General features: G+C 72.6%; 21 protein-coding genes. 8 read left to right on the plus strand and 13 right to left on the minus strand.

Annotation, left to right across the window (positions count from 1 at the left end; genetic code table 11):
• Positions 1–154 precede the first annotated feature (154 nt).
• Together ABZ822_RS03755 and ABZ822_RS03760 are read right to left on the minus strand one after the other, a co-directional pair.
• Complete coding sequence (locus ABZ822_RS03755) at positions 155–889, minus strand: response regulator transcription factor (protein WP_360846362.1); 735 nt, start codon at positions 887–889, stop codon at positions 155–157.
• Entirely contained in the window at positions 886–2,109 is a 1,224-nt protein-coding gene (locus ABZ822_RS03760; RefSeq protein WP_360847025.1) for a histidine kinase, read from the minus strand. Before ABZ822_RS03760 ends, ABZ822_RS03755 begins: the two co-directional genes overlap by 4 nt.
• 291 nt (positions 2,110–2,400) lie before the next feature.
• Here ABZ822_RS03760 and ABZ822_RS03765 point away from each other — a divergent pair, with 291 nt between their 5' ends.
• A complete protein-coding gene (locus ABZ822_RS03765; protein ID WP_360846364.1) occupies positions 2,401–2,979 on the plus strand; it encodes a hypothetical protein in 579 nt (192 codons plus the stop codon).
• Between the two features lie 60 nt (positions 2,980–3,039).
• On the opposite strand, the gene ABZ822_RS03770 is transcribed toward ABZ822_RS03765, so the two are convergent.
• On the minus strand, positions 3,040–3,612 hold the full coding sequence (locus ABZ822_RS03770) for a cob(I)yrinic acid a,c-diamide adenosyltransferase (RefSeq protein WP_360846366.1): 573 nt from the start codon (positions 3,610–3,612) through the stop codon (positions 3,040–3,042).
• Positions 3,613–4,015: 403 nt separating this feature from the next.
• On the opposite strand from ABZ822_RS03770, the gene ABZ822_RS03775 reads away from it, so the two are divergent.
• From ABZ822_RS03775 to ABZ822_RS03785, 3 genes are all read left to right on the plus strand, one after another.
• Positions 4,016–4,864, plus strand: a complete 849-nt coding sequence (locus tag ABZ822_RS03775; protein WP_360846368.1) for a 3-hydroxyacyl-CoA dehydrogenase family protein — start codon at positions 4,016–4,018, stop codon at positions 4,862–4,864.
• A gap of 139 nt (positions 4,865–5,003) precedes the next feature.
• Positions 5,004–5,327 carry an STAS domain-containing protein gene (locus tag ABZ822_RS03780; protein WP_360846370.1) on the plus strand — a complete coding sequence of 108 codons (324 nt, stop codon included), beginning with the start codon at positions 5,004–5,006 and terminating at the stop codon, positions 5,325–5,327.
• A gap of 153 nt (positions 5,328–5,480) precedes the next feature.
• The gene (locus ABZ822_RS03785) at positions 5,481–8,129 is read left to right on the plus strand and encodes an ATP-binding protein (RefSeq protein ID WP_360846372.1); all 2,649 of its coding nucleotides are present in this window, start codon (positions 5,481–5,483) and stop codon (positions 8,127–8,129) included.
• A gap of 136 nt (positions 8,130–8,265) precedes the next feature.
• Here ABZ822_RS03785 and nucS read toward each other — a convergent pair whose 3' ends face one another.
• Positions 8,266–8,928, minus strand: a complete 663-nt coding sequence (nucS, locus tag ABZ822_RS03790) for an endonuclease NucS (RefSeq protein ID WP_360846374.1) — start codon at positions 8,926–8,928, stop codon at positions 8,266–8,268.
• Between the two features lie 212 nt (positions 8,929–9,140).
• On the opposite strand from nucS, the gene ABZ822_RS03795 reads away from it, so the two are divergent.
• Positions 9,141–9,533 carry an SCO5389 family protein gene (locus tag ABZ822_RS03795; RefSeq protein ID WP_360846376.1) on the plus strand — a complete coding sequence of 131 codons (393 nt, stop codon included), beginning with the start codon at positions 9,141–9,143 and terminating at the stop codon, positions 9,531–9,533.
• A gap of 36 nt (positions 9,534–9,569) precedes the next feature.
• Here ABZ822_RS03795 and ABZ822_RS03800 read toward each other — a convergent pair whose 3' ends face one another.
• Positions 9,570–10,598, minus strand: coding sequence for an LLM class flavin-dependent oxidoreductase (locus ABZ822_RS03800; RefSeq protein ID WP_360846377.1), 1,029 nt, complete (start codon positions 10,596–10,598; stop codon positions 9,570–9,572).
• A gap of 322 nt (positions 10,599–10,920) precedes the next feature.
• Here ABZ822_RS03800 and ABZ822_RS03805 point away from each other — a divergent pair, with 322 nt between their 5' ends.
• Positions 10,921–11,241, plus strand: coding sequence for an ATP/GTP-binding protein (locus ABZ822_RS03805; protein ID WP_360846379.1), 321 nt, complete (start codon positions 10,921–10,923; stop codon positions 11,239–11,241).
• Between the two features lie 12 nt (positions 11,242–11,253).
• Here the strand turns inward: ABZ822_RS03805 and ABZ822_RS03810 are convergent, their stop codons facing one another.
• From ABZ822_RS03810 to mce, 8 genes are all read right to left on the minus strand, one after another.
• On the minus strand, positions 11,254–12,276 hold the full coding sequence (locus ABZ822_RS03810) for an ABC transporter permease (RefSeq protein ID WP_360846380.1): 1,023 nt from the start codon (positions 12,274–12,276) through the stop codon (positions 11,254–11,256).
• Positions 12,273–13,559, minus strand: a complete 1,287-nt coding sequence (locus tag ABZ822_RS03815; RefSeq protein WP_360846382.1) for an ABC transporter ATP-binding protein — start codon at positions 13,557–13,559, stop codon at positions 12,273–12,275. Before ABZ822_RS03815 ends, ABZ822_RS03810 begins: the two co-directional genes overlap by 4 nt.
• 113 nt (positions 13,560–13,672) lie before the next feature.
• Positions 13,673–14,653, minus strand: a complete 981-nt coding sequence (locus ABZ822_RS03820; RefSeq protein WP_360846384.1) for a hypothetical protein — start codon at positions 14,651–14,653, stop codon at positions 13,673–13,675.
• Between the two features lie 123 nt (positions 14,654–14,776).
• Entirely contained in the window at positions 14,777–15,547 is a 771-nt protein-coding gene (locus ABZ822_RS03825) for an ABC transporter permease (protein ID WP_360846386.1), read from the minus strand.
• Between the two features lie 3 nt (positions 15,548–15,550).
• Complete coding sequence (locus ABZ822_RS03830) at positions 15,551–16,603, minus strand: ATP-binding cassette domain-containing protein (protein ID WP_360846387.1); 1,053 nt, start codon at positions 16,601–16,603, stop codon at positions 15,551–15,553.
• A gap of 176 nt (positions 16,604–16,779) precedes the next feature.
• Positions 16,780–17,715 carry a cellulose-binding protein gene (locus ABZ822_RS03835; RefSeq protein WP_360846388.1) on the minus strand — a complete coding sequence of 312 codons (936 nt, stop codon included), beginning with the start codon at positions 17,713–17,715 and terminating at the stop codon, positions 16,780–16,782.
• Between the two features lie 115 nt (positions 17,716–17,830).
• Complete coding sequence (scy, locus tag ABZ822_RS03840) at positions 17,831–21,502, minus strand: polarized growth protein Scy (protein ID WP_360847030.1); 3,672 nt, start codon at positions 21,500–21,502, stop codon at positions 17,831–17,833.
• A gap of 217 nt (positions 21,503–21,719) precedes the next feature.
• The gene (mce, locus tag ABZ822_RS03845; RefSeq protein ID WP_360846389.1) at positions 21,720–22,160 is read right to left on the minus strand and encodes a methylmalonyl-CoA epimerase; all 441 of its coding nucleotides are present in this window, start codon (positions 22,158–22,160) and stop codon (positions 21,720–21,722) included.
• Between the two features lie 139 nt (positions 22,161–22,299).
• Between mce and ABZ822_RS03850 the strand changes: the two genes are divergently transcribed.
• Both ABZ822_RS03850 and meaB read left to right on the plus strand, forming a co-directional pair.
• Complete coding sequence (locus tag ABZ822_RS03850; RefSeq protein WP_360846390.1) at positions 22,300–23,508, plus strand: acetyl-CoA C-acetyltransferase; 1,209 nt, start codon at positions 22,300–22,302, stop codon at positions 23,506–23,508.
• A gap of 64 nt (positions 23,509–23,572) precedes the next feature.
• Positions 23,573–24,532, plus strand: coding sequence for a methylmalonyl Co-A mutase-associated GTPase MeaB (gene meaB / locus ABZ822_RS03855; RefSeq protein WP_360846391.1), 960 nt, complete (start codon positions 23,573–23,575; stop codon positions 24,530–24,532).
• The last annotated feature ends 56 nt before the right edge of the window (positions 24,533–24,588 follow it).

Genomic DNA, 24,588 nt, shown 5'->3' on the forward strand with positions numbered 1-24,588 from the left:
GAACCGACGGGGTCGGTGTCCGTCACGAGACCTGCGCCGCCCGGTGAGCACCCGGAGTCACGGCTCGCTCACCACAGTGAGGGGAGCGTAAGGAGGTCCGGACCAACGGTCAATAGGTCTGGACCAAAGTCGCATCGAGGGCGCAGAGGTGCGGTCAGACGCCCAACTCCTGGGCCAGGACCGCGGCTTGGACCCGGCTGCGCAGCCCCAGCTTGTTGAGCAGACGGCTCACATGGGTCTTCACCGTCGCCTCCGCCATGGACAGCCGGACCGCGATCTCGGCGTTCGGCAGGCCCTCGCCCAGGCAGCCGAGCACCTCGCGCTCCCTGCGGGTGAGCACATCCAGCACGGCCGGGTCGGTGCCCGGCGTCGCCGCGGGTGCGGGCGCCGCGAACTCGGCGATGAGCCGCCGGGTCACGGCCGGGGCGATCAGCCCCTCGCCGCGCGCCACCGTCCGTACCGCATCGACCAGTCCGGCGGCGTCGCTGTCCTTCAGCAGGAAGCCGGACGCACCGGCGCGGAGTGCGCCGAAGACATAGGCGTCCAGGTCGAACGTGGTCAGCACCAGTACGTCCGCCAGTCCCTCCGCGACGATCCGCCGGGTCGCCGACACCCCGTCGAGGCGGGGCATCTGAATGTCCATCAGGACCAGGTCCGGGCGCAGTTCACGGGCGAGCCGGACCGCCTCCTCGCCGTCGGCGGCCTCTCCGGTGACCTCGATCCCCGGCGCCGAGCGCAGGATCAGGACGAGCCCGGCCCGTACGGCGGACTGGTCCTCGGCCACCAGGACGCGGACGGTCCGCGCGGAGCCGCCCGGCCTTCCGGGCTCTCCCGGCTCGCCGGGATCCGCCGGTGAGGCTGCTCCGGGCGTGGGCGGCGTGTCCGTCATCGTGTCCCCTCTTCAGCGACGGGCAGCACCGCCCGTACCTGCCAGACCTTGGTGCGCCCGTCCCCGGTCGCGGCGACCGGGCCCGCCTCGAACTCCCCACCCAGCAGGGCGACGCGCTCCCGCATCCCGACGAGCCCCGCACCGGAGCCGGGCGCGCGAGGGCCGGGACGGTCGCCGTACGGGCTGGTCACGTGGACCGTCAGCGGGGGAGGGGCGCCGGCGTTCGGGACCTCCGTGTCGTACCCGAGGCGTACGAGGACCTCCCCGGCGCCCGCGTGCTTGAGCGCGTTGGTCAGCGCCTCCTGCACGATGCGGTAGGCCGCGAGTTCGACCGGGACCGGGGGAGCGGGGGTGTCCGCGGGCCGCTCGTCGCGCAGCACGAAGCGGAGGCCGCCGGGGGCGCCGCCGCCCTCCTCCCCGGTGTCCGCGGTCCCGCGGGCGGCCGCGCCCGCGCGGCGGACCTGCTGCAGCAGCGCTTCGAGACCGTCGAGGCGCGGCGCGGCCGACGGTTCGTCCACGGCACCGGCATCGCGCAACAGCCCGATGAGACGGCGCATTTCGGCCAGGCCCTGCACGCTGTTCTCCCGGATGACGGTCAGTGCCTCGCCGGTCGCGTCGGCGTCGCCGATCGACTGCGCCGCGGTGGCGTGGATGGCGATCGCGGACAGGTGGTTGGCCACCACGTCGTGCAACTCCCGGGCCATCCGGGCGCGTTCGGCCGTCACCGCCTGCGTACGGTCCATCTCCGCGAGCAGCGCGGTCTGTTCCGCGCGCAGCCGGGCGGCCTCGGCGGCCTCACGGTGGTTGCGGAGCATCGCCCCCGTGGTGGCCGGTGCGAAGGAGATCAGGCCGGTGGCGACCCCGATGAGCAGCGCTTCGGGCTTCTGGAACCACGCGAGGAACGCCAGGGCCACGGCAACCGTGATCAGCCCGCTGGTGACCGGGATCCTCCGGGCGGCGGCGGGGGTTCCGTAGAGCACGGCCGCGTAGATGATGTCGGTGAACAGCAGGATCGTGGCGAGATTGCCGACCGTCAGCTGGTCCGCGACGAGCGCGAAGGTGGCCAGGACGAGCGCGGCCTGCGGCCGCGTCCTGCGCAGCAGGGCCAGCGACGCCATCGCGGTGAGCGGTACGAGCGCGACCCAGGGGGCCGCGATCAGCCGGCTGCCCTGCACATGCAGCCCGAGCGCCCACAGGGCCAGCCCGCCCGCCATTCCCATGGCGGCGATCAGCACGTCGTCCCGGTGAGGGCGGGCTGGTACCTGGAAGAGGCGGGTGGTCACACACCCATCCAACACGGCCGCGCGGGAGCCTCGCCTCCTCGCGCGGGCCGATACCGGGACCCGCCCCACTACATCGAAGGATGCAGCCGTGGATCGTCGGCGGCGACGACGCGGGAGGCCGCGGCGGGGCCGAGGCTGGAAGGGCCGGAACAGCCGGTGGAGCCGGGGGAGCCGGAGAGGCCGGGAGCGCCCGGAGACGTGCATGAACCGCCGCGAGAAGGAGTTCCCGTGATCGTCACGCTGATCATCGCCTGCGAGGTCGCCTTCTGGGTGCTGCTGGTCGGTGGTCTGAGCCTGCGCTACCTGGCGGGGATGAAGCGGGCCGGGGCCGCCGTGCTGCTCATGGAGCCGCTGCTGGAGCTCGTCCTGCTCGTCGCGACCGCCGTCGACCTCAGGAACGGTGCCGAACCCGACTGGAAGCACGGGCTGGCCGCGGTCTACATCGGCTTCACCGTCGCCATGGGCCACTCGCTGATCAAGCGGGCGGACGCGCGCTTCGCCCATCGCTTCGCGGGCGGTCCGCCGCCGGTGAAGCCGCCCAAGTACGGGACGGCCCGCACCGTCCACGAGTGGAGGACGGCGGCCCGCTGGATACTCGCCTCGGTGATCGCCATCGGCCTGCTCCAGGGCGCGGTCTGGTACGTGGGCGAGCCGGACCAGACCGGCTCGCTGCGCACCTGGCAGACGCGGATGCTCTTCGTGATCGGCATCAACCTGGTGATCGCGGTGAGCTACACGATCTGGCCGAAGAAGGCCCCCGCCGGCGCCCCCGAGGAGCGGCAGCCGGACTCGCTGACCAAGTCCTAGACCGGCCGGCCACACGCCCGCACGCGGCGCGCCCAGGACCGTACGGTCGCGGCGCCTTCGTCAGCGGTTCTCGCCCGGCACCCAGAGCACGTCCCCGACCTCCTTGTTCGCCGTCCTGGCGAGGATGAACAGCAGGTCGGAGAGGCGGTTCAGATAGGTGGCGGTCAGCGGATTCATGATGTCGGCGTGCTTCTCCAGCGCCGCCCAGGTGGACCGCTCGGCCCGCCGGACCACCGTGCACGCCTGGTGCAGCAGCGCCGCGCCGGGTGTGCCGCCGGGGAGGATGAAGCTGCGCAGCTTCTCGACCCCCTCGAGGAAGTGGTCGCAGTCCGCCTCCAGCCGGTCGATGTACGACTGCTCGACGCGCAGCGGCGGGTACTCCGGCTCCTCGACGACCGGGGTGGCGAGGTCGGCCCCGACGTCGAACAGGTCGTTCTGCACCCGGACCAGTACATCCACGATGTCCTTGGGCAGTTGGCCGAGCGCGATGGCGACGCCGATGGCCGCGTTCGCCTCGTTGGCGTCGGCGTACGCACCGATCCGCGAGTCGGTCTTCACCGTGCGGGACATGTCACCGAGGGCGGTCGTGCCGTTGTCCCCGGTCCGGGTGTAGATGCGCGTCAGATTGACCATGGCTCCGAGCCTAGCCCTCGGGTCCGTCACCGGCCCTGTGCCGGTGGTCACGCCGTGCCCCACCGCGCGCGACCGGCTCCTCGCCTTGCGGTGCCTGCGCTGAGCCACCCTGAGCCGCCCTGATCCGGCTCTGATCCGGCTCTGATCCGCCGCGCCACGGGGAAGCGGAGCGGGCCGGTCCGGAAGTCGCCGCTGTCATGCGAAAACGGTCCCAACTGGGCACTCCGGTCAACGCCGTGGTCATCTCGGTGTGATGTCCGTCTGATGAGACGTGACGCGCATCTCTTCCGCGCCCCACCGGCCCTCAACGGCGCTAAGGTCCGCCGGAGAGCCGATCCGTAACGCACGCCCCTCCGGAGAGCCTCGGGGCGCCCGCGCGCGACGAAGAACCAGAGGAGCTGCAGTGGCCAGGAAGCTCGCCGTCATCGGCGCCGGACTCATGGGGTCCGGTATCGCCCAGGTCTCCGCCCAGGCGGGCTGGGACGTCGTGCTGCACGACGTCACCGACGCGGCGCTGACCCGTGGCGCGAGCGGCATCCGGGCCTCGTACGAGAAGTTCGTCTCCAAGGGGAAGCTCGACGCGTCCGACGCCGAAGCCGCCCTGGCCCGTATCACCACGAGTACCGAACTCGGCGCCGTGGCGGACGCCGACATCGTCGTCGAGGCCGTCTTCGAGAAGATCGAGATCAAGCAGGAGATCTTCCGCAGCCTCGACAAGGTGGTGAAGGAGGAGGCGGTTCTCGCCTCCAACACCTCCGCCATCCCGATCACCAAGATCGCGGCGGTGACCAGCCGCCCCGAGCAGGTCGTCGGAACGCATTTCTTCTCGCCGGTCCCGATGATGCAGCTCTGCGAGCTCGTCCGGGGCTACAAGACCAGCGACGAAACCCTGGCCACCGCACGAGAGTTCGCGGAGGGCATCGGCAAGACCTGCATCGTCGTCAACCGCGACGTGGCCGGATTCGTCACCACGCGCCTCATATCGGCCCTGGCCGTCGAGGCGGCGAAGCTGTACGAGTCGGGTGTGGCCTCGGCCGAGGACATCGACGTGGCCTGCCAGTTGGGCTTCGGCCACGCCATGGGTCCGCTCGCCACGATCGACATGACCGGGATCGACATCCTGCTGCACGCGACCAGCAACATCTACGCGGAGACGCAGGACGAGAAGTTCGCCCCGCCGGAGTTGATGCGCCGGATGGTGGACGCGGGTGACATCGGCCGGAAGAGCGGGCAGGGGTTCTACAAGCACTGACCGCCCGTCAACCTCGAGGGGGTCCCCCCAAAGGGTGAATTCGGTATCGGTTCGCTTACGGGCGGCAACTTTGCCGCGTGAGAGGCAGTCAGTTCTGTAGATGTTGACCAGGTAACGCATCACGTTCAGGGGAGCGCATATGCACATCAGGGGCGACCACACCGAGCTGGTCGTCGGGGGCCGCCTCGACGTACGCAGCGCGGCGGACGCCCGTACGGTCCTGCACACCGCCGTCGACTCCGGCCGCGGTGACCTTGTGCTCGACCTGACCGAACTCGACTCCTGGGACGCCACGGGACTCGGAGTGATCATGGGCGCGCACCGCCGGGCCGGCCGGGCCAGCCGCCGCCTCGTGCTGCGTGGCGTGCCACCCCAGATGCAGCGCCTGCTCGTCGCCACCCGGCTCCACCGCATCCTCGCGATCGAGGGCGGTATCGAGGCGGAGTCGCTGCCCCGGGTCTGATCCCGGCCTCCGGCGCCCGGCCCGCCGGTGCTGTGACCTTCCGCACGGCAGGGCCCCCCGCTCGTTCCGAGAAGCTCCTTCAGGGTTTAGGGTTCGGCGTGCCGACAGGCCGGGAGGAAAACGGCATGAGACCCGGATCTGGGGGGCTGTGACATGAACCCGAACAACCGGGGACCCGAGGGGTTCGACGACGAGACAGAGCGCCGCGACGGAGAACGTCGCGGCGCCGCAGGCGATGCCCTGACCGTGCCGCAGCGGCAGGCGTTCGCGCGGACCGTCGAGCTCGTGGCGGCCGATCACCTGCTCACGGTCAACCCCGTCGACGGCAGTGAGATCGAGCCCTGCCCGCCCGGCGCCCACCCCGGCACGCCCCCGCGCCGCAGCGCCGAGGACCGCGCGGCCCGCAGCCGCGCCGCCCGGCCGCCCGCGCCGGTGGGCCCCGCCGTGACGGAGCCCCGGCCGGTCCTGGAGCGGGAGGAGGAGCGGGAGCGGCTCGTACGGCTGCTGTCCCGCGGTCGCTCCGTACGGGTGACCGGACCCGCCGGTTCCGGTCGTACGGCCCTGCTCGACGCCGTGGCGGCCGACTGCGCGGGGCTGGCCCCCGACGGGCTCGTCCGGCTCTCCGGCCACCGCCGCACCGCGACCGACCTGCTGCACGAGCTGTACGCCGCCGTCCACGACACCTCCGCGTACCGACCCGGACGGGCCGAGCTGCTGGCGGGCGTCCAGGGCATCGGGGCGGTCGTCGTCCTCGACGACATCGAGTTCGGCGGCAGCGCCCTGGACGAGCTGCTCACGTCGACCCCCGAGTGCGCCTTCCTCATCGCCGCCACGCCCGACGTGGCCGCACCGTCCCCCGACTCGCACCTCGAAGAGGTCTTCCTCGGCGGACTCAGCCGCTCCGCCTGCGTGGAGATCCTGCAGTGGGCCGTCCAGCGGCCGCTGGAGGAGCAGGAGACGTCGTGGGCGGGCGACCTGTGGTTCGAGTCCGAGGGGCTGCCGCTGCGCTTCGTCCAGGCCGGGGCGCTGCTGCGGCAGCGCGACGTCCTGTGGGCCGAGGCGGCGGCCGCCGACCCGGCGACCGCCACCGCGGACGGGACGGACGGCACGGGGGACGCGGGCGCCGTTGAGGGGGCGGACCCCGCGACGGGCGAGACGGGCACCACACCCGTACCCGGCGCGCCGCTCCCCGGCGAGACCCCCGCGCTCGGCACCCCCATCATCGACGGCACGCCCCCGCTGGGCACGCCCCTCGCCGAGGAGATCTCCAGCCTCGCGCTGCCCTCGGTCGGCCAGGCCGCGGCCCCCGCCGCCCTGCTCGGCTCGCGGCTCAGCGAGGCCGCGCGGGAGACGATGCGGTTCGCCCTCGCCCTCGGCGGCGCGTGCCCGCACCAGGCCCATCTGCCGGCGCTGGCCGGGGACACCCACGCCGACGCCGCCGTCGGCGAACTGATCGCCTGCGGGCTGCTCAGCACGGCAGGTTCGCACTACCGCCTCGCCCCCGGTGTCGCCCTCCAGCTCGACGCGGCGGGCTACGAGGAGGGCGCCGGAGCGCGCGCCCTGAGCGCCGCACAGCACTACGCGTGGTGGGCGGGCCACCCGTCCGTGACGCCCGAGCGCGTCGCCGCCGAGTCCGCCTCGATTCTCGCGGCGCTGTCCTCGCTGGTGGCGCAGGGCGAGGCCGGGCAGCCGAGCGCGGCCGTCCTGCTGGCCCGTACGGCGGCACCCGCGTTCGCCGCGGCCGGTGCCTGGGGCGCCTGGGAGCGGGCGCTGCGGCACGGCCAGGAGGCCGCGCGCGTGGCCGGCGAGGTCGCTGAAGAGGCGTACTTCCACCACGAGTTGGGCGTTCTGGCGCTCTGTACCGGGAATCTGGACCGGGCGCGCGCCGAGCTCGAGGCGTCGATAGCTCTGCGGGGTGCGCTCTCCGACCGGCGTGGCGCTGTCGCGGGGCGCAGGGCGCTGGCGCTCGTCACGGACAAGGCGCGCGGATTCGTCGCGGGCGTCGGGCGTACCGGGTCCGACGAGGAGTCCGCGGAGGCGAGGACGACGGCCGCGGGCGCGCCCGCGGCGTCCCCCACCACCGCCCGCACGGCGCTGTTCAAGCCCGGCTCGGACGAGGCCGTGACGGTCGTGACGCAGCGGGCCGAGCCTGCCGCCGGCGCCACGGGTTCCCACCGGCGGTCCGGTCTGCGCCGGTCGGTCGTGGGCGGGACCCGGCGCAATGTGGTCGCGGCGGGCGCGGGTGCCCTGCTGGCCGCCGTGCTCGGTACGTACGTGACCATCGGCATGACGTCCGGCGACGACGGACCGGCCGACCGCGTCACCTCCGAGCAGAGCGCGAACCAGGACGACGGCAACAACGGGCTGCTGCCCGAGGACCCGTCGACGAGCGACAGCACCAACGGCCCGCGGAAGCCGAGCGGCAGCACCTCGTCCGGATCGCCGGACGGCACGACTCCGGGCGGCAGCGGGGACACCGCCGAGGAGCCGTCGGACTCCGGCAAGCCGAGCTCGTCCACGCCGGAGGAGACGGACGACCCGCCTCAGACGCCGACGGAGCCGCCGTCCTCCACGACGAGTCGCCCGACGACGCGTCCGCCGTCCTCCACGCGTCCGCCGTCGCCGAGCCCGACCGAGACCGAGACGTCACCGACGCCGTCGGACAGCGGCTCGGGTTCGTCGAGCCAGTCCGCCACGGGCACGCCGTCCGGCAGCGGACCGGGCTCACCCACGGAGACCAGCCCCACGCCCACGCCGACGACGAGCGCCCCCACCACGGGCACAGGATCGGCCACCCCGTAGCGTCAACCGCTCCGAAAACCTTGTGTGGCCCGGCCCTTCGACGAAGGGCCGGGCCACACAAGGTTTTCGCGTACGGGGAGAGGCGGCGCCTTCTGTGTCGCCGCCGGCGGTCTCGGCGGCGACACAGAAGGCCTCGTCAGAAGAGACGGAGCTTGTCGTCCTCCAGGCCGCGCAGCGCGTCGTAGTCGAGCACGACGCAGCCGATGCCGCGGTCGGTGGCCAGAACGCGCGCTTGTGGCTTGATCTCCTGAGCCGCGAAGACCCCCTTCACGGGCGCCAGGTGAGGGTCGCGGTTGAGGAGTTCGAGATAGCGGGTGAGCTGCTCCACGCCGTCGATCTCGCCACGGCGCTTGATCTCGACGGCGACCGTCGCGCCGTCCGCGTCCCGGCAGAGGATGTCCACCGGGCCGATGGCGGTGGGGAATTCACGCCGAATCAGAGAATAGCCCTCGCCGAGGGTTTCGATACGGTCCGCGAGCAGTTCCTGCAGGTGTGCCTCGACGCCGTCCTTGATCAGGCCCGGGTCCACGCCGAGTTCGTGGGAGGAGTCGTGCAGCACTTCCTCCATGGTGATGATGAGCTTCTCGCCCGCCTTGTTCACCACGGTCCACACGCGGTCGTCCCCCTCCTTCAGCGTGCAGGGCGGGGACATCCAGTTGAGGGGTTTGTAGGCCCGGTCGTCGGCGTGCACCGACACGCTTCCGTCCGCCTTCACGAGGATCAGACGGGGGGCGGAGGGGAGGTGGGCCGTGAGCCGGCCCGCGTAGTCCACGGAGCAGCGGGCAATGACGAGACGCATGGTCGGTCACGCTACTCGACACCGCGCCGTCCACGCGATTCGCCCTGGATGGACCTGTTCGGGAGTGGCCGGTTGTGTGCCCATTCTCCTGGTGCGGCTGCGATGACCGGCTTAGATTGAAGCGGGAAGTTGTCGAACGAGCACGCAGCGTGCGCGACAACTTCCCTTCCCTGCCCGTAAGACCCCTTTTCGGGGTCGCGAGAGGAGAACCCATGTCGCTCGACGTCTCACCGGCCCTGCTTGCGAAGGCCGAGCGAGGCGAGGTCGATGAAGCCGAATTCGTCGACTGCGTCCGGACCTCCCTGCCCTATGCGTGGGAGATGATCAGCTCTCTGGTGGCTCAGCTCAAGGTCGACGGCGGAGAGTTCGCCGACAACCAGGTGCCGCCGCCGGACGAGCAGGCGCGCGGCCAGCTGCTTCGTGCGCTGGCGAGCGACGCGATACGGGGTGCGCTGCAACGGCACTTCGGGGTGCGGCTGGCGTTCCAGAACTGCCACCGCGTGGCGGTCTTCCCGCTCGACTCGTCGTCCGACGAGCGACTGGCCCGCTTCACGTCCGTGCGGGGGCAGTTGCTCAACCAGTCGCCGGAGTTCAGGGACTGCTGAGGACTTGGCTGCCGCTCTGCCGCGGGGGGAGGTGCATCAGGGCAGGAGCGGCAGCACCTCGCTGCCCAGCCGCCGTACGTTCTCCTCGGTGGCCGCGAGATCGCCCGACCCCTCCACGAGGAGGGCGAATCGCTTGATGCCGGTGCGCTCCGACGTGGCCGCGAGCCGGTCCGCGCACAGCGCGGGCGGGCCCACCGCGTGCAGCCGGCAGAGGAGTTCGGTGTACTCGTGCGGGTCGCGCATGCGTCGCGCCCTGCCGTCGACCGTGACGTGGGCGCCCAGGCCCTGACGCAGCCAGCCGGGCATGGCCTTGGTGAGCGCCTCGGCGGCGTCCCGCCGCGCGTCGGCGATCTGCACCACGCCCGCCGAGACATGCTCGGCCGAGGCGACCTCGTCCGGTGAACGGCCCGCCGCCAGCGCCGACTTCCGCCACAGCGCCACCGCCTCCGCCTTCTCCTCGTCACCGCAGTGCATGCCGAGCAGCATCGGCAGCCCGCGCTCGGCGGCCAGCCGCACGCTCGCGGGAGAGGTGCAGGCGACCACGACGGGCGGACTCCCGGGCCCGTCCAGGAGTTCGCCCGGGCGTGGCACCACGGGGACCTCCCGGAAGGAGAAGCGGTCGCCGTCCGCGCCGACGCGCGGCTCGCGCAGCCAGCGCATCAGCAGATCGAGGGATTCGGGGAAGCCCGACTCGTACGCCTCCAGACCCGGGCCGAAGACCTCCAGATCCACCCACGGGCCGCCCCGCCCCACGCCGAGGGTGAACCGGCCACCCGACGTGAGGTGCAGCAACGCCGCCTGCTCGCCCAGGGCGACGGGGTGCACGGTGGGCAGCACGCTGACCGCCGTGCCCACGCCGATGCGCCGCGTCCTGCCCAGGAGCAGCGCCGCGAGCGTCACGGCGGACGGACAGACCCCGTACGGTACGAAGTGGTGCTCGGCGAGCCAGACCGTGTCGAGCCCCGACGCCTCCGCGACATCGGCGGACCGCACCGCGCGGTGCAGCGCCTCCCCCTGTCCCTGGCCCGGGAATTGGGCGGCCAGTACAAAAATTCCTACGCGCATCGCCTTCTGCCTCCTCGCGGCCGACGCGGCATTCCCCCTTACTGGCATTAACGCCTGACACGTGCCAAAGGCACGGCCTCGCAAGAGTTTTTGCCGATTATCAGCGCGATGTGGCGGTCCCAGCGGCGGAGGCCGGCGTTCCGCGGGCGGAGGCGGATGTTCCGCGGGTTTTCCGGGGGTGGAGGCGGGTGGTCCGCGGTGTCCTGCGGGTGATCCACCGGTGCGGGGCGGCGCCGCCCGCAGGTGTCCGGCGCTCTGCCGGCGGGGCTCGGCCGCGTAGGCTGGACGGCCGTACCGTCCCCCGATGATCGCGAGGTGCCGCGTGTCTCCGCGTCGCAACCGCCCGCCCGGCGCAGGGAAGACCCCGCCCCCGCGCGGCTCCGGTGACCGCTACGGACTGGAGCGGACGGAGAGCTGGCAGGGCGAGTCGTGGGTCGTACGGCAGATCAGCGGCAGCGCCGCGACGAAGCCCTACCGCTGCCCCGGGTGCGACCAGGAGATCCCGCCCGGGTCACCGCATGTCGTCGCCTGGGCGCAGGACGGCACCGTCGACGACCGCCGCCACTGGCACCGTGCGTGCTGGAACGCGAGGGACCGCCGCACCACGCGGGTGCAGCGGTCCCGTAACGCTCCCCGGTACTGACCGGGTACCTCGTCACACGTCGCGCTTCTCCAGCAGGGCGAAGGCGGCGACGAGCGCGGCGGCGGTCACGCCCGCCAGGATCCACAGCAGGTCCCAGCCGGTGCCGCTGCCGCCGTCCATCGGCATGCGGTAGAGCGAGGCCAGTCCGTTCAGCGGCGAGTACTCGATGAGGAACTCGCGGACGTCCTGAAGGCTCTCGGTCGCCATGAACAGCGCGAGCAGCAGGGGCAGCAGTACGACGCCGAGCATCGCGGTGATCGCGCCCGCGGAGTGTCGGAGCATCGAGCCCACGGCCAGGGACAGCAGGCCGAGGATCGCCACGTAGAGTCCGGCGCCCACCGTCGCGCCGAGCCACTCGCTGCTGGAGGCGACGACCTTGCCCGCCTCCAGGGACTCCTTGGGGATGCTGGCGAACTCCGACGGCGGACGGCCGCCCAGCATCGCGTCGTTGATGAGCGCCGTCAGGCCGGTGGCCACGGTCGTCATCACGAACGACACGACGAAGAAGACGATCGACTTCGCGGCGAGCACCCGGCCACGCGAGGGGCAGGCGGTCAGCGTCGTACGGATCATGCCGGTGCCGTACTCGGAGGTGATCACCAGCACGCCGAGCGTGATGATGCAGATCTGACCGAGCATCAGCCCGAAGAAGCCGCCGGCCAGCACGGGCGTCGAAGCCTCGGAGCCGCTGAGGCCGAGGGCGGTGAGCAGGCCGACGCCGACGACGAGCATGAACATGATGCCGAGCGTCCACATCGTGGAGCGGACCGTACGGATCTTGGTCCACTCCGAGGTGAGTGCATGGCCGAGGTTGGTGCGGCGGACCGGGATCGGCGAGTGGTAGCCGGCGCCGTGTCCGCCCTGTCCCTGACCGCTCATGCCCTGCTGACCGCTCATGCCCTGTCCGCTCATGCCGTGTCCGCCGTGTGCCCGCTGCGGGTCCGGCGCGTGCGGCGGCGCGGCGGATGCCGGGTTCTGCGGGGGCGCCTGCGGCGGCAGGGGAGCCGCGCCGTGCTGCTGGTACGGGGTCGTCATCGGGCGTCCTCGCTGTTGCGCGTCGTCGGGTCGGGGACGGCGGGGGCCTGCGGAGCGGCGGCGCCGTGCGGCTGCGGCGGCTGCCACGCGGCCTGCGGCGCGCCGTACGGGTTCGGCGCACCGGCGGGCGGGCCGGCCGGGGGCTGCGCGTACGGGTTGGCACCGCCGGGCTGCGGCGCTCCGGCCCCGGGGACCTGGCCCGGAGCGGGCTGTCCCCAGCCCTGTCCGGCGGGAGCGCCCTGGCCCCAGCCGCCCTGCTGCGGCGGGGCGAAGCCACCGGGCGGCACCGGGCCGCCGGGGACGGCGCCGGGCACGCCCTGCGCGAAGCCGCCCGCGGGCGGGCCCTGCAGCCCGGCCCGGTGGTCGTCGGTGGAGCGGTAGTCCACGGCGCCCTGCGTCAGCTGCATGTACGCCTCTTCCAGCGACGCCTGGTGCGGGGAGAGTTCCCACAGCCGTACGTCCGCGCCGTGCGCGAGGTCGCTGATGCGCGGCAGCGGCAGGCCGGTGACGCGCAGCGCGCCGTCCGGCTCCGGCTGCACCTGGCCGCCTGCCTCCTTCAGCGTCGACTGCAGCTTCTCGGCCTGCGTCCGGTCGCCCTCGGGGGTGCGGACCCGCGCGAAGTCGGCGGAGTTGGCGGAGATGAACTCCTTGACGCTCATGTCGGCCAGCAGCTGGCCGCGGCCGATCACGATCAAGTGCTCGGCGGTCAGGGCCATTTCGCTCATCAGGTGGCTGGAGACGAAGACCGTACGGCCCTCGGACGCCAGGCGCTTCATGAGGTTGCGAACCCAGAGGATGCCCTCGGGGTCGAGGCCGTTGACGGGCTCGTCGAAGAGCAGAACCTGCGGGTCGCCCAGCAGGGCCGCCGCGATGCCCAGGCGCTGGCCCATGCCGAGCGAGAAGCCCTTGGACCGCTTCTTCGCGACATCCTGCAGACCGACGACGCCGAGCACCTCGTCGACCCGCTTGGCCGGAATGCCGGAGAGCTGGGCGAGGCACAGCAGGTGGTTGCGCGCGCTGCGGCCGCCGTGCACGGCCTTCGCGTCGAGCAGGGCGCCGACCTGGCGCGGGGCGTTGGGCACCTTGCGGTACGGGTGACCGCCGATGGTCACATGCCCGCCCGTGGGCTGGTCCAGCCCGAGGATCATGCGCATGGTGGTGGACTTGCCGGAGCCGTTCGGCCCCAGGAATCCGGTGACCGTACCGGGCCGCACCTGGAACGACAGGTTGTACACGGCCGTCTTGGCGCCGTAGCGCTTCGTCAGGCCGACTGCCTCGATCATTCTCCGCCCCTCGACAGGTTCGTCGGGGCACAGCTCGGGCCCCCGTAAGCGTTAGGACGCTATCGCAGGGTTGACGGTTCATTTCAAGTCGGCGCAATCCTGTGTGGACCGGCTCACCGGGATGTGCTGGAGCCGCCTGTCGGGGGAGGCAGGTCGTCGTGGAGCAGCGGTCCGGCCCGGTCGCCGTCGTACGGCGGGAAATCCGGCGGCGGCAGCACCCAGCCCTCCTCGGCGAAGACGCGTGCGCCGAACGCACGGAGCGCCGCGTCGGATCCGGCCCGCGCGACCCACGACTCCGGGCCGGGGCCGAACACTTGGCGCAGCCGGAGCGAGGCGGAGAGCAGCGCGGACAGCAGCGCGCGCTGGTCGCCTCCGCCCGGTCGGGGCGCCCCGCCGGGGCCCGCGAGCAGCCCGCGCTCGCTCGCGTAGACGTACGCGCCGGGCAGCCGCTCACCGGACGGCATGGTCATCGCGAACCCGTCTCCCGGCAGCAGCACCCGCCGGTAGTTGAGGTTCTCGGTGCCGTCCAGCGCCTCCATCTGGTCCCTCTCCAGCCAGCTCACCACGAGCGTCACCACGGCATCCGGTGCGGGGTACGGCGTCGCGGCCACGAAGCCGGGCCGGCTGATGTGGGCGGAGGCGGCGACGCCGATCCCGTGGAACCGGACCGGCACCATCGGTACCGCGACCGGCAGCCCGAGCCGCGTCAGCTTGTACCGGATCTGACCGGGCGAGGCGTTGGAACCCACCGCGGCCACCGGGTGGCGCCGTCCGGTGGCCGCCCGGCCCAGAGCGGTGAGCACGTCGTCCAGCGAGGGAGCGGGCCCGGAGCCGCCGTCCGTGCGTCCTCCGACGGGCCAGGTGCCCAGGCGGCCCGGCCGGACGGCCAGCGGCAGCAGCGCCTCGTCGGTGAGGAGACCGGGCCCGGGCGCGGGGCGGCCGGGATAGGTGAGGGGCTGCAGGGCCGGTACGTCGGCGAGGCCCAGCGCCTCCAGGCTGTGGTCCGGTGTCACCAGGCTGTGGCCCGACGTCTCCGGGCCGCGGTCCGGAGTCTCCGGACCATGGCTGTGCGCCTCGGTGCTGCGGTCCGTCACGGCTGTCTCTCCCCGGGCGGGACGGCGTTCCCCACCAGGTCTACCCGGAACGGGGGAGCGGCACCAGCGCGCCCCGACCGGGACGCTGCGCGGAGGAGCCCGCGCCGTACGGGCAGGCGCAGGTCAGGCGTCCCGGTTCCTGAGGACCGCGTAGCCGCCCAGCATCGCCGCGGCCACCCAGAGGATCATGATGCCCAGCCCGCCCCACGGCCCGTACGGCGCGGTGTCGTCCGGCGGGGTGATCACCTGCATCACGCGGCTGCCCGCCTGGTCAGGAAGGTACTGGCCGACCTTGCGGGTGGCGTCCACGTTGCCCAGGACGTTGGAGATGATGAAGAAGAAAGGCATCAGGATGCCGAGCGACAGCATCGGGCTGCGCAGCATCGCCGCGACGCCCATCGAGAACATCGCGATCAGGCCCATGTAGATCCCGGCGCCGAAGACCGCACGCAGCACACCGGGTTCGTCGATCGAGACGCTGTGGTCGCCCAGCAGCGCCTGGCCGAGGAAGAAGGCCCCGAAGCTCGTCACGAACCCGATGAGGAACGCCAGCGCGGAGGCCACGGCGATCTTGCCGAAGAGGAAGGTGCCGCGCTGCGGTACGGCGGCGAGCGAGGTGCGGATCATGCCGGTGCTGTACTCGCTGGAGACCACCAGCACCCCGAACACGATCATCGCGAGCTGGCCGAGGCCCATGCCCGCGAAGCTCGTGAACGTGGCGTCGAAGGAGAACTGGTCCCGCGACGACAGGTCGTCGAAGGTGTTGCGGGTGACGATACTGATGAGCGCGCCGAGCGCGAGCGAGACGATGAAGGCCAGGCTCAGCGTCCAGATCGTCGACGTCACGGACCTGATCTTCGTCCACTCCGACCGGAGGACATTCGTCGCCGCCATGGGTCAGTGCCCCTTTCGGTGCTTGGGGCCGGCCTGAGTGCGCCAGTCGGCGCCCCACGCGGGCGCCGCGGGCTCCCGCGGCGCGGCCCCCGCCGCTGCTCCCGGTGCGACCGGCTTCTCCAGCGACACGGCCGCGCTCTCCGTGCCGTCGTTGTGCGCGTGGTACTCCACCGCCCCGGCCGTCAGCTGCATGAACGCCTCCTCCAGCGACGCCTGCTGCGGGCTCAGCTCGTGCAGCACCAGCCGGTGCTCCGCGGCCAGATCCCCGATCCGCGCCGCGTCCCCGTCCTCCACCTCCAGCGAGCCGTCCTGCGCCGGGACGACCGAGGTGATCCCGGCGCCGCCCAGCACATCGCGCAGCTTCTCCTGCTCGGGCGCGCGCACCCGTACGTACGACCGGGAGTTCTGCGCGATGAACTCGCGCATCGAGGTGTCCGCCAGCAGCCTGCCCTGACCGATGACGACCAGGTGGTCGGCGGTCAGCGCCATCTCGCTCATCAGATGGCTGGAGACGAAGACGGTGCGGCCCTCGGCCGCCAGACGCTTCATCACATGGCGGATCCAGTGGATGCCTTCGGGGTCCAGGCCGTTCACCGGCTCGTCGAACATCAGGATCCGCGGGTCGCCGAGCAGGGCCGCCGCGATACCGAGCCGCTGGCCCATGCCCATGGAGAAGCCCTTGGCGCGCTTCCTCGCGACCGAGGTCAGTCCGACGACGTCCAGCACCTCAGGGACCCTGCTGCGCGGGATGCCGTTGCTCTGGGCCAGGCACAGCAGATGGTTGTACGCGCTGCGCCCGCCGTGCACCGCCTTGGCCTCCAGCAGGGCGCCGATGGAGGTCAGCGGATCGCGGAGCGCCGCGTAGTGGCGGCCTTCGATGCGGACGTCCCCCGCGGTCGGACGGTCCAGGCCCAGGACCATGCGCATGGTCGTGGACTTGCCCGCCCCGTTGGGGCCCAGGAAGCCGGTGACGGTGCCCGGCCGGACCGTGAACGTCAACCGGTCGACGGCGAGCTTGTCGCCGTAGCGCTTGGTCAGCCCCTCGAGCTCGATCATTCCCTCACGCTAGGCATGGGACGCGGCAGCCTGCCATGCGAGGGCATCCGGCCGGGGCAGAGGGCGGACTGACCGAGCCCGTGCGGGACTTCGCAACAGAAGAACCGCGGCCCCGCGCCACCTCGGGGTGGCACGGGGCACGCGGTTGGTGCGGGCTGCTCCCCTGCGGAGGAGGGTCAGCGCGTCTGCTGGGCGGGCACGCCGCGGGTGGCCTGCTCCTCGTCCTGCGTGCCGGCCGCTGCGACCGCGGCACCGGTCAGCGTGGCGAGCATCTCGCGGACGTTGGTGAGCTGCGCGTTGATGCTGTCGCGGCGGTTGGTGAGCGCGGCCAGCTCACGCTCGGACTCGCTGCGGATCCGGTCGGCCTTGGCGTTGGCGTCGGCGACGATGTCCTCCGACTGACGCTGGGCGGTCTCGACCGTCTGACGGGCACGGCGCTCCGCGTCCGTACGCAGCTTCTCGGCCTCCAGGCGGAGCTGCTCGGCGCGGTGCTCGATCTCCGCCAGGCGCTTCTCGGCCTTGGCCTGACGGGAGGCCAGGTCGCGCTCGGACTGCTCACGGCGCTTGGCGAGGTTCGTCTCGAAGTCGGCGGCGGCCTGCGCGGCCTTGGCACGCGTCTCCTCGAAGAGGGTGTCCGCCTCCTCGCGCTTGGACTGCGCGTCCTTCTGCGCGTCCGCGCGCAGGGCGGAGGCGTCGCCCTTCGCCTTCTCGACGATACGGGCGCCCTCGTCCTCGGCCTTCGCCTTGCGCTCGGAGGCGTACGACTCCGCGTCGTTGCGGACCTGCTGCGCGGCGCCCTCGGCCAGCTCGCGGTGCTGCTCGGCGGCCCGGCGGGCCTCCTCGCGCAGATCCTTCGCCTCCTCCTCGGCGAGCCGGAGGATCTTCTCGACGCGGGCACCGAGGCCGGCGTACGAGGGCTCGGCGTCGTTGACCTGGGCCTGCGCGTTCTGCGTTTCGAGGTGGAGCTCCTCGATGCGCTTCTCCAGAGAGGTGATTCGAGCAAGTGCACTGTCACGGTCGGCGACGAGCTTGGTGATGCGGTCGTCCACCTGCCCGCGGTCGTAGCCACGCCGCACGAGCTCGAAGCCGAAGGGGGAGGAAGTGTCGCTCATGGGGTTCCTGTCGAAAGAGACCGGTGAGGTGATAGAGGGAATCCTAGGGGCGCGAGCGGCGTGTCATCGAGTCAATGCGGGTTTGATCTGGAGAATGAACCCTCTTTTGGGTGGCTTAGCCCTCTGATTGCTTGCCACTCGTTCGGGTTGCACCTGCTCCTGCCGCTGCCTTGACACCGCTCGCGGTCGAGCTGCCGTTGGCGCCCGGTTTCCCGGCACCTGGCGTCTCGAAGGACTCCAACGCCTCCAGGACGTCCTGGACACGGGAGATCTCGGCGTTGATGTCCTCACGGCGCCGGACGAGGACCTCCAGCTCGTGCTTGCCCTCGTCGACCGTGCGCTTGGCGTCCTCGGCCGCCTCGGCCCGGATGCGCTCCGCCTCCCGCTGCGCCTCGGCCTTCTTCTGCTCGGCCTCCTTGAGCAGGCCCTCGGCCTTGCGCACGGCGGCGATCCGCACCTTGCTGGCCTCGCTGTTCGCCTCCGAGACCAGCGACTTGGACTTCTCCTCGGCCTCGGTGAGCTGCTCGCTCGCCGCCTTGACGAGCTTGTCCACCCGCTCGCCCGCGGACTTCATCGTCTCGGAGGTCTCGCGGCGGGCCCGCTCGTGGAGTTCCTCGACCTCGGTGTCGACACGGGCGCGCAGCTCCTCGGCGCGCTCGCGGATCGCGGTGGCGTCCCGGCGTGCCTCGCCGAGCAGTGTGTTGGCGTCCGTACGGGCCTGCTCCACCAGCCCGTTGCCCTCGTTGGTCGCGTCCTCGACGATGCGGTCGGCCTCCTTGCGGGCCGCGCCGACCATCGCGTCGGCCTGCTCCTCGGCGGTGGTCGCCGCTCGGACGGCCTCCTCCTGGGCCTTGGCCACGAGTTGGTCCGCCTGCTCGGCCGCCGAGCTCAGACGCTTGGCCGCCGCCTCGCGCGCCTCGTCGGCCTTCGCCGTCGCCTCGTTGTGCAGCCGCTCGGACTCCGCCCGGGCCTCGGCCACGAGACGGTCGGACTGGTCGGCGGCGGCGGAGCGGCGCTGGTTGGCCTCGGCGCGGGCCTCCTCGCGCAGGCGCGCGGCCTCCCGCTCGGCGGTGCCCAGCGCGTCGGCGGCTTCGGTGCGCAGCCGCTGCGACTCCGACGTGGCCTCGGACATGAGCCGGTCCGCCTGCTCCGCGGCCTCGCCGCGCTTGCGCCCCGCGTCCTCGCGCGCGGCGGCGACCAGCCGGTCCGCCTCGTCGATCGCTTCCGAAACGGTCCGCTCCGCCAGCGACTTGGCGGCCTCGGTCTCGTCCTGCGCCTCGCGCCGGAGCCGGGTCGCGTCCTCCGAGGCACGCTCCCGCTCGGCGTACGCGTCGGCGCGGACCCGGTCGGCCTCCTCCTGCGCCTCCGTACGGGTGCGCCCCGCGGCGTGCTCGGCGGCCGACCGCAGACCGGCGATCTCCTCCTCGGCCTGCTCGTGCAGCCCGGCCACCGAGTCGCGCACCTGCTGTGCCGTCTGCTCGGCGGCGGCGACCAGTTCGGCCGAGCGGCGCTCGGCCTCCTCGACCAGGCGCTGCGCCTCGGTCTGCGCCTCCTCGACCCGCTGGCGGGCCGTGGCCAGCAGCTCGTCGCTCTGCTCGCGTGCCTGCGTCCGCTCCTGGTGCGCCTCCTCGCGGGCGTCGCCGAGCAGCGTCTCCGCCTCCCGGCGGCGGCGGGACGCCTCCTCCTGGGCGGCGGCCAGCGCCTCGGCGGCCTCGGTGCCGGTGCGCTCGGCGGCGGTCGCGGCCTCCGCCCGTACGCGATCGGCGGTCTCCTGGGCCTGCGCCCGCAGCTCCTCGGCCTCCGCGGCCGCCTCGCTGCGCAGCCGTACGGCGGCGGACTCCGCCTCGGCTCGGGTGTTGGACGCGTCGCCCGCAGCCTCGTTGCGCAGCCGCTCGGCCTCGTCCTCGGCCTGCTGCTGCAGGGAGCGCAGCCGTTCGGCGGACTCGCTCCGCAGCCGCTCGGTCTCCTCGGCCGCCTCCCGGCGCAGCCGTTCGGCCTCCGTACGGGCCTCGCGCAGCGCCTCCTCGGCGGCCGTGACCCGGGTCTCGGCCTCGGAGCGGAGCCGGGACAGCTCGTCCTCGGCCTCCGCGCGCCGGTCGCGGGCGGCCTGTTCGGCCTCCTCGCGGAGCTGCTGGGCCTCGTCGGCCGCGGCCTGCGAGAGCTGCCGGGTCTGCTCGGTGGCCTCGGCCCGCAGCTCCTCGGCCTCGGTACGGGCCCGCTCCAGCGCCTCGTCGGCCTGGCGGCGCAGGGTGGAGGCGCGCTCGATGGCCTCGGTGCGGACGCGCTCGCTCTCGGCCGAGGCGGAGCCGCGCATCTCCTCGGCGTCCGCCTTGGACTTGGACAGCAGCTCCTCCGCCTTGCTGGCGGCCTCCTCGATCTGCTGGACCGCCTCGCGCCGGGCCTCGCCGCGCAGCCGCTCGCCCTCGGCGACCGCCTGTGCGCGCAACTCCTCGGCCTCGCCGCGCAGCCTCCGCGCCTCGTCCTGCAGCTCGACGGTCTTGGCGCGGTACTCCTTGGTGTCGTCCTTGGCCGCGCCCTTGAGCTGCTCGGCGGAGTCCTGCGCCTCGTTCCGCAGCCGGTCGGCCTCGGCCTCGGCCTCGCGGCGGATCCGGTCGGCCTCCTCGCGGGCGGCCTTGGTGGTCGACTTCGCGTCGTCCGACGCCCTGTCGAGAACCTCCTCGGCGCTGCGGGCGGCCTTGGCGAGCGCGGCGGCGGAGTCCTCGGCGGCCCGGGAGTGGGCGGACTCCTGGGCCTCGGAGACCATGCGCTCGGCCTCGGCGCGGGCGTCGGCGCGGATCTGCTCGGCCTCCGCCTTGGTGGCCTCGGCCTCCTTGACGGCCTCGGCGACCATCCGGGCGATCTCGCCCTTGGCGGTACGGGTCCGCTGCTCGTTCTCCGACTCGGCGTTGCTCAGCCGCTTCGCCGCGGCCGCCTCGGCCTCCTCGCGCAGCCGGTCGGCCTCGGCACGCGCCTCGCGCAGCGCGTCCTCGGCCTCCTTCATGCGCTCCTCGGCGCCGCGGGTCAGCTCGCCGGCCTGGCGGCGGGCGCTGTCGGACTCGGTGACCGTGGACGTACGGAGCTGCTCGGCGTGGTCCGTGGCCTCCTGCGCCTGCGTGGAGGCGGCGTTGAGCAGCCGCTCGGCGTCCGTACGGGCACGGCGCAGGATCGCTTCGGCTTCGGCGCGCGCGGTCTCGCTGTCGGCGTGGAGGCGCTCGCGGGCCTGCTCGGCCAGGCGCTGGGCCTCGGCCCGGGCGGCGGCCAGCGACTGCTCGGTCTCGGCCCGGGTCTCCTCCATGAGCCGACGGGCCTGCGCCTCGGTGCGGGCGCGGAGCTGCTCGGCCCAGGCGACGTTGTCGTTGACGTGCGACTCGACGGTGGCCCGGCGCTCGGCCAGTTCCTCGTCCAGGCGCTGGCGGCGGGTGACGGCCTCGGCGTGCAGATCGGCTTCGAGGCGGGCCTGGCGCTCGGCCTGCTCCTGGAGTACGCGCTGGGTCTGGGCACGGGCCTCGCGCAGCTCGCGCTCGGCGTCGGTGCGGAGCTGGTCGGCCTGGATCTGGGCGTTCCGCAGGAGCTGCTCGGCCTGGTAGCCGAGTCCGGAGGCGTCGTAGGCGGGGCGGGACGCGAGATTGCGGCGCGCCTCGTGCAGCTTGGCGCGCAACACCTCGACCTGGTAGCCGAGGTCGTCGGCGTGCTGGACCGCCTTCTCGCGCTCGGTCCGGAGCCGCTCCATCTCGGCTTCGAACTTCGAGAGGTGGTCGTCAGCCTCGTAGCGGTCGTAGCCCCGCACTGCGCGGTCCCATCCGTCCCCTGGTCGCGTCACCGGCACCATCCCTGCCCGTCCAGGCGCCGGCCCGGTCTCCGATCTGCACTGTTGCCCTTCTCCGGTACGTGTCTGGATACGTGCCTATCGGAGAATGGTGTCAGATCATCGGCGAGGCATGGGTCACAGCCCCCAACCCGTACCCCGGCCGAGCGGCCACTCTACCGGCCGGGGCTCGATGAGGTCAGTGCTCGTCACCTGCTGGGGGAGCTGCTGTGACCAGTTCGGTGAGCACGCCGTGGCAGTCCTTGGGATGCAGAAAAGTGATGCGCGAACCCATGGAACCGGTGCGCGGTTCGTCGTAGAGCACGCGCACGCCCTTCTCGCGGATGTCCGCGGCGTCACCGTCCACGTCGGCGGTGCCGAAGGCGATGTGGTGCACGCCCTCGCCGTTCTTGGCCAGCCACTTGCCGACCGCGGAGTCCTCGCGGGTGGGCTCCAGGAGCTGGAGGTAGGAGGCCCCGCCGTCCGAGGTCTCGTTGATCTTGAGCATGGCCTCCCGGACGCCCTGCTCCTCGTTGACCTCGGTGTGGAACACCTCGAATCCGTACGTGGCACGGTAGAACTCGACGGTCGTGTCGAGGTCGAAACAGGCGATCCCGATGTGATCGATACGCGTCAGCATGAGTCCAGTGCACCCTTCTCACAGCTCGTTACGCAACGTGCGCGCCATCACACCGTCCGGCCGATGACCCGGGGCTGTACCGCTCAGTACATTGAAAGTAAACCCTCGTTCACATCCTTCTCCCCGAAGGGGCCGCTCCATGACTGGTTCGACCGGCACCACCTCCGTGATCGTTGCAGGAGCCCGTACGCCCATGGGGCGCCTGCTCGGATCCCTGAAGACCTTTTCCGGGGCCGACCTCGGCGGTGTCGCCATCAAGGCCGCGCTGGACCGGGCCGGCATCGGCGGCGACCAGGTGCAGTACGTGATCATGGGCCAGGTGCTCCAGGCGGGTGCAGGCCAGATCCCGGCCCGCCAGGCGGCCGTGAAGGCCGGCATCCCGATGAACGTGCCGGCCCTGACGATCAACAAGGTGTGCCTGTCCGGGCTCGACGCCATCGCGCTGGCCGACCAGCTCATCCGCGCGGGTGAGTTCGACGTGGTCGTCGCCGGCGGCCAGGAGTCCATGACCAACGCACCCCACCTGCTGCCGAAGTCCCGCGAGGGCTACAAGTACGGCGCGGTGGAGATGCTCGACGCCATGGCCCACGACGGCCTGACCGACTCCTTCGAGAACGTCGCGATGGGCGAGTCCACCGAGAAGCACAACACCCGCCTCGGCATCGCCCGCGAGCCGCAGGACGAGATCGCCGCGCACTCCCACCAGCGCGCCGCGGCCGCCCAGAAGAACGGGCTCTTCGAGGCCGAGATCACCCCGGTCGAGATCCCGCAGCGCAAGGGCGACCCGGTGATCTTCGCCAAGGACGAGGGCATCCGCGCCGAGACCACCGTCGAGTCGCTGGCCAAGCTGCGCCCGGCCTTCGCCAAGGACGGGACCATCACCGCCGGCTCGTCCTCGCAGATCTCCGACGGTGCCGCCGCCGTCGTGGTGATGAGCAAGGCCAAGGCCGAGGAGCTGGGCCTGGAGTGGATCGCCGAGATCGGCGCCCACGGCAATGTGGCGGGCCCCGACAACTCCCTGCAGTCCCAGCCGTCGAACGCCATCCGGCAGGCGCTGGGCAAGGACGGCCTGGGCGTGGAGGACCTCGATCTGATCGAGATCAACGAGGCGTTCGCCGCCGTCGCCGTCCAGTCAATGAAGGACCTGGGCGTTTCCCCCGAGAAGGTGAACGTCAACGGCGGTGCCATCGCGCTCGGCCACCCGATCGGCATGTCCGGCGCCCGGATCGTGCTGCACCTGGCGCTGGAGCTGAAGCGGCGGGGCGGCGGCACGGGCGCGGCCGCGCTGTGCGGTGGCGGCGGTCAGGGCGACGCCCTGATCGTCCGGGTGCCCAAGAACGGGAAGTGAGCCGGGCCCGGCCGCGGGCGACCGGTAGGAACAGCGCGAAGACAGCGCGAGGAGCGGAGCATTCATGGCTGATGTCCCCACCCTGGTGGAGCAGGCGAGGCAGGGGCGGCCGCGTGCCGTGGCCCGGCTGATCTCACTGGTGGAGGGGGCGTCGCCGCAGCTCCGCGAGGTGATGGCGGCCCTGGCCCCGCTCTCCGGCGGTGCCTACGTCGTCGGGCTCACCGGTTCGCCCGGCGTCGGCAAGTCGACGTCGACCTCGGCGCTGGTGTCCGCGTACCGGAAGATCGGCAAGCGGGTCGGCGTCCTGGCCGTCGACCCGTCCTCGCCGTTCTCCGGCGGGGCGCTGCTCGGCGACCGGGTGCGGATGAGCGACCACTCCTCCGACCCCGGCGTCTACATCCGCTCGATGGCCACCCGCGGACACCTCGGCGGCCTCGCCTGGTCCGCGCCCCAGGCGATCCGCGTGCTGGACGCCGCCGGGTGCGACGTGGTGCTCGTCGAGACGGTCGGGGTCGGCCAGTCGGAGGTCGAGATCGCCTCGCAGGCCGACACCAGCGTGGTGCTGCTGGCCCCCGGGATGGGGGACGGGATCCAGGCGGCGAAGGCCGGGATCCTGGAGATCGGCGACGTGTACGTGGTGAACAAGGCCGACCGGGACGGCGCCGACGCGACCGCCCGGGAGCTCAACCACATGCTGGGCCTCGGCGAGTCCCGGACCCCGGGCGACTGGCGCCCCCCGATCGTCAAGACCGTCGCCTCGCGGGGCGAGGGCATCGACGAGGTCGTCGAGGCGCTGGAGAAGCACCGCGCCTGGATGGAGGAGCGGGGGACACTCGCCGAGCGACGCGCCCGGCGGGCGGCCGGCGAGGTCGAGGCCATCGCCATGACCGCGCTGCGGGAGCGGATCGGCGACCTGCACGGGGACCGCCGTCTCGGCGCGCTCGCCGAGCGGATCGTGGCGGGCGAGCTCGACCCGTACACCGCCGCGGACGAGTTGATCGAGGGTGTGACGAACGGCGGCTGACCGCCCGCCCGGAGGCCGGGCGGGCGGACGGACGCAGGCGTACGACGACGGGCCCG

This window comes from Streptomyces sp. NPDC047108, assembly GCF_040643575.1.
GTDB lineage: Bacteria > Actinomycetota > Actinomycetes > Streptomycetales > Streptomycetaceae > Streptomyces.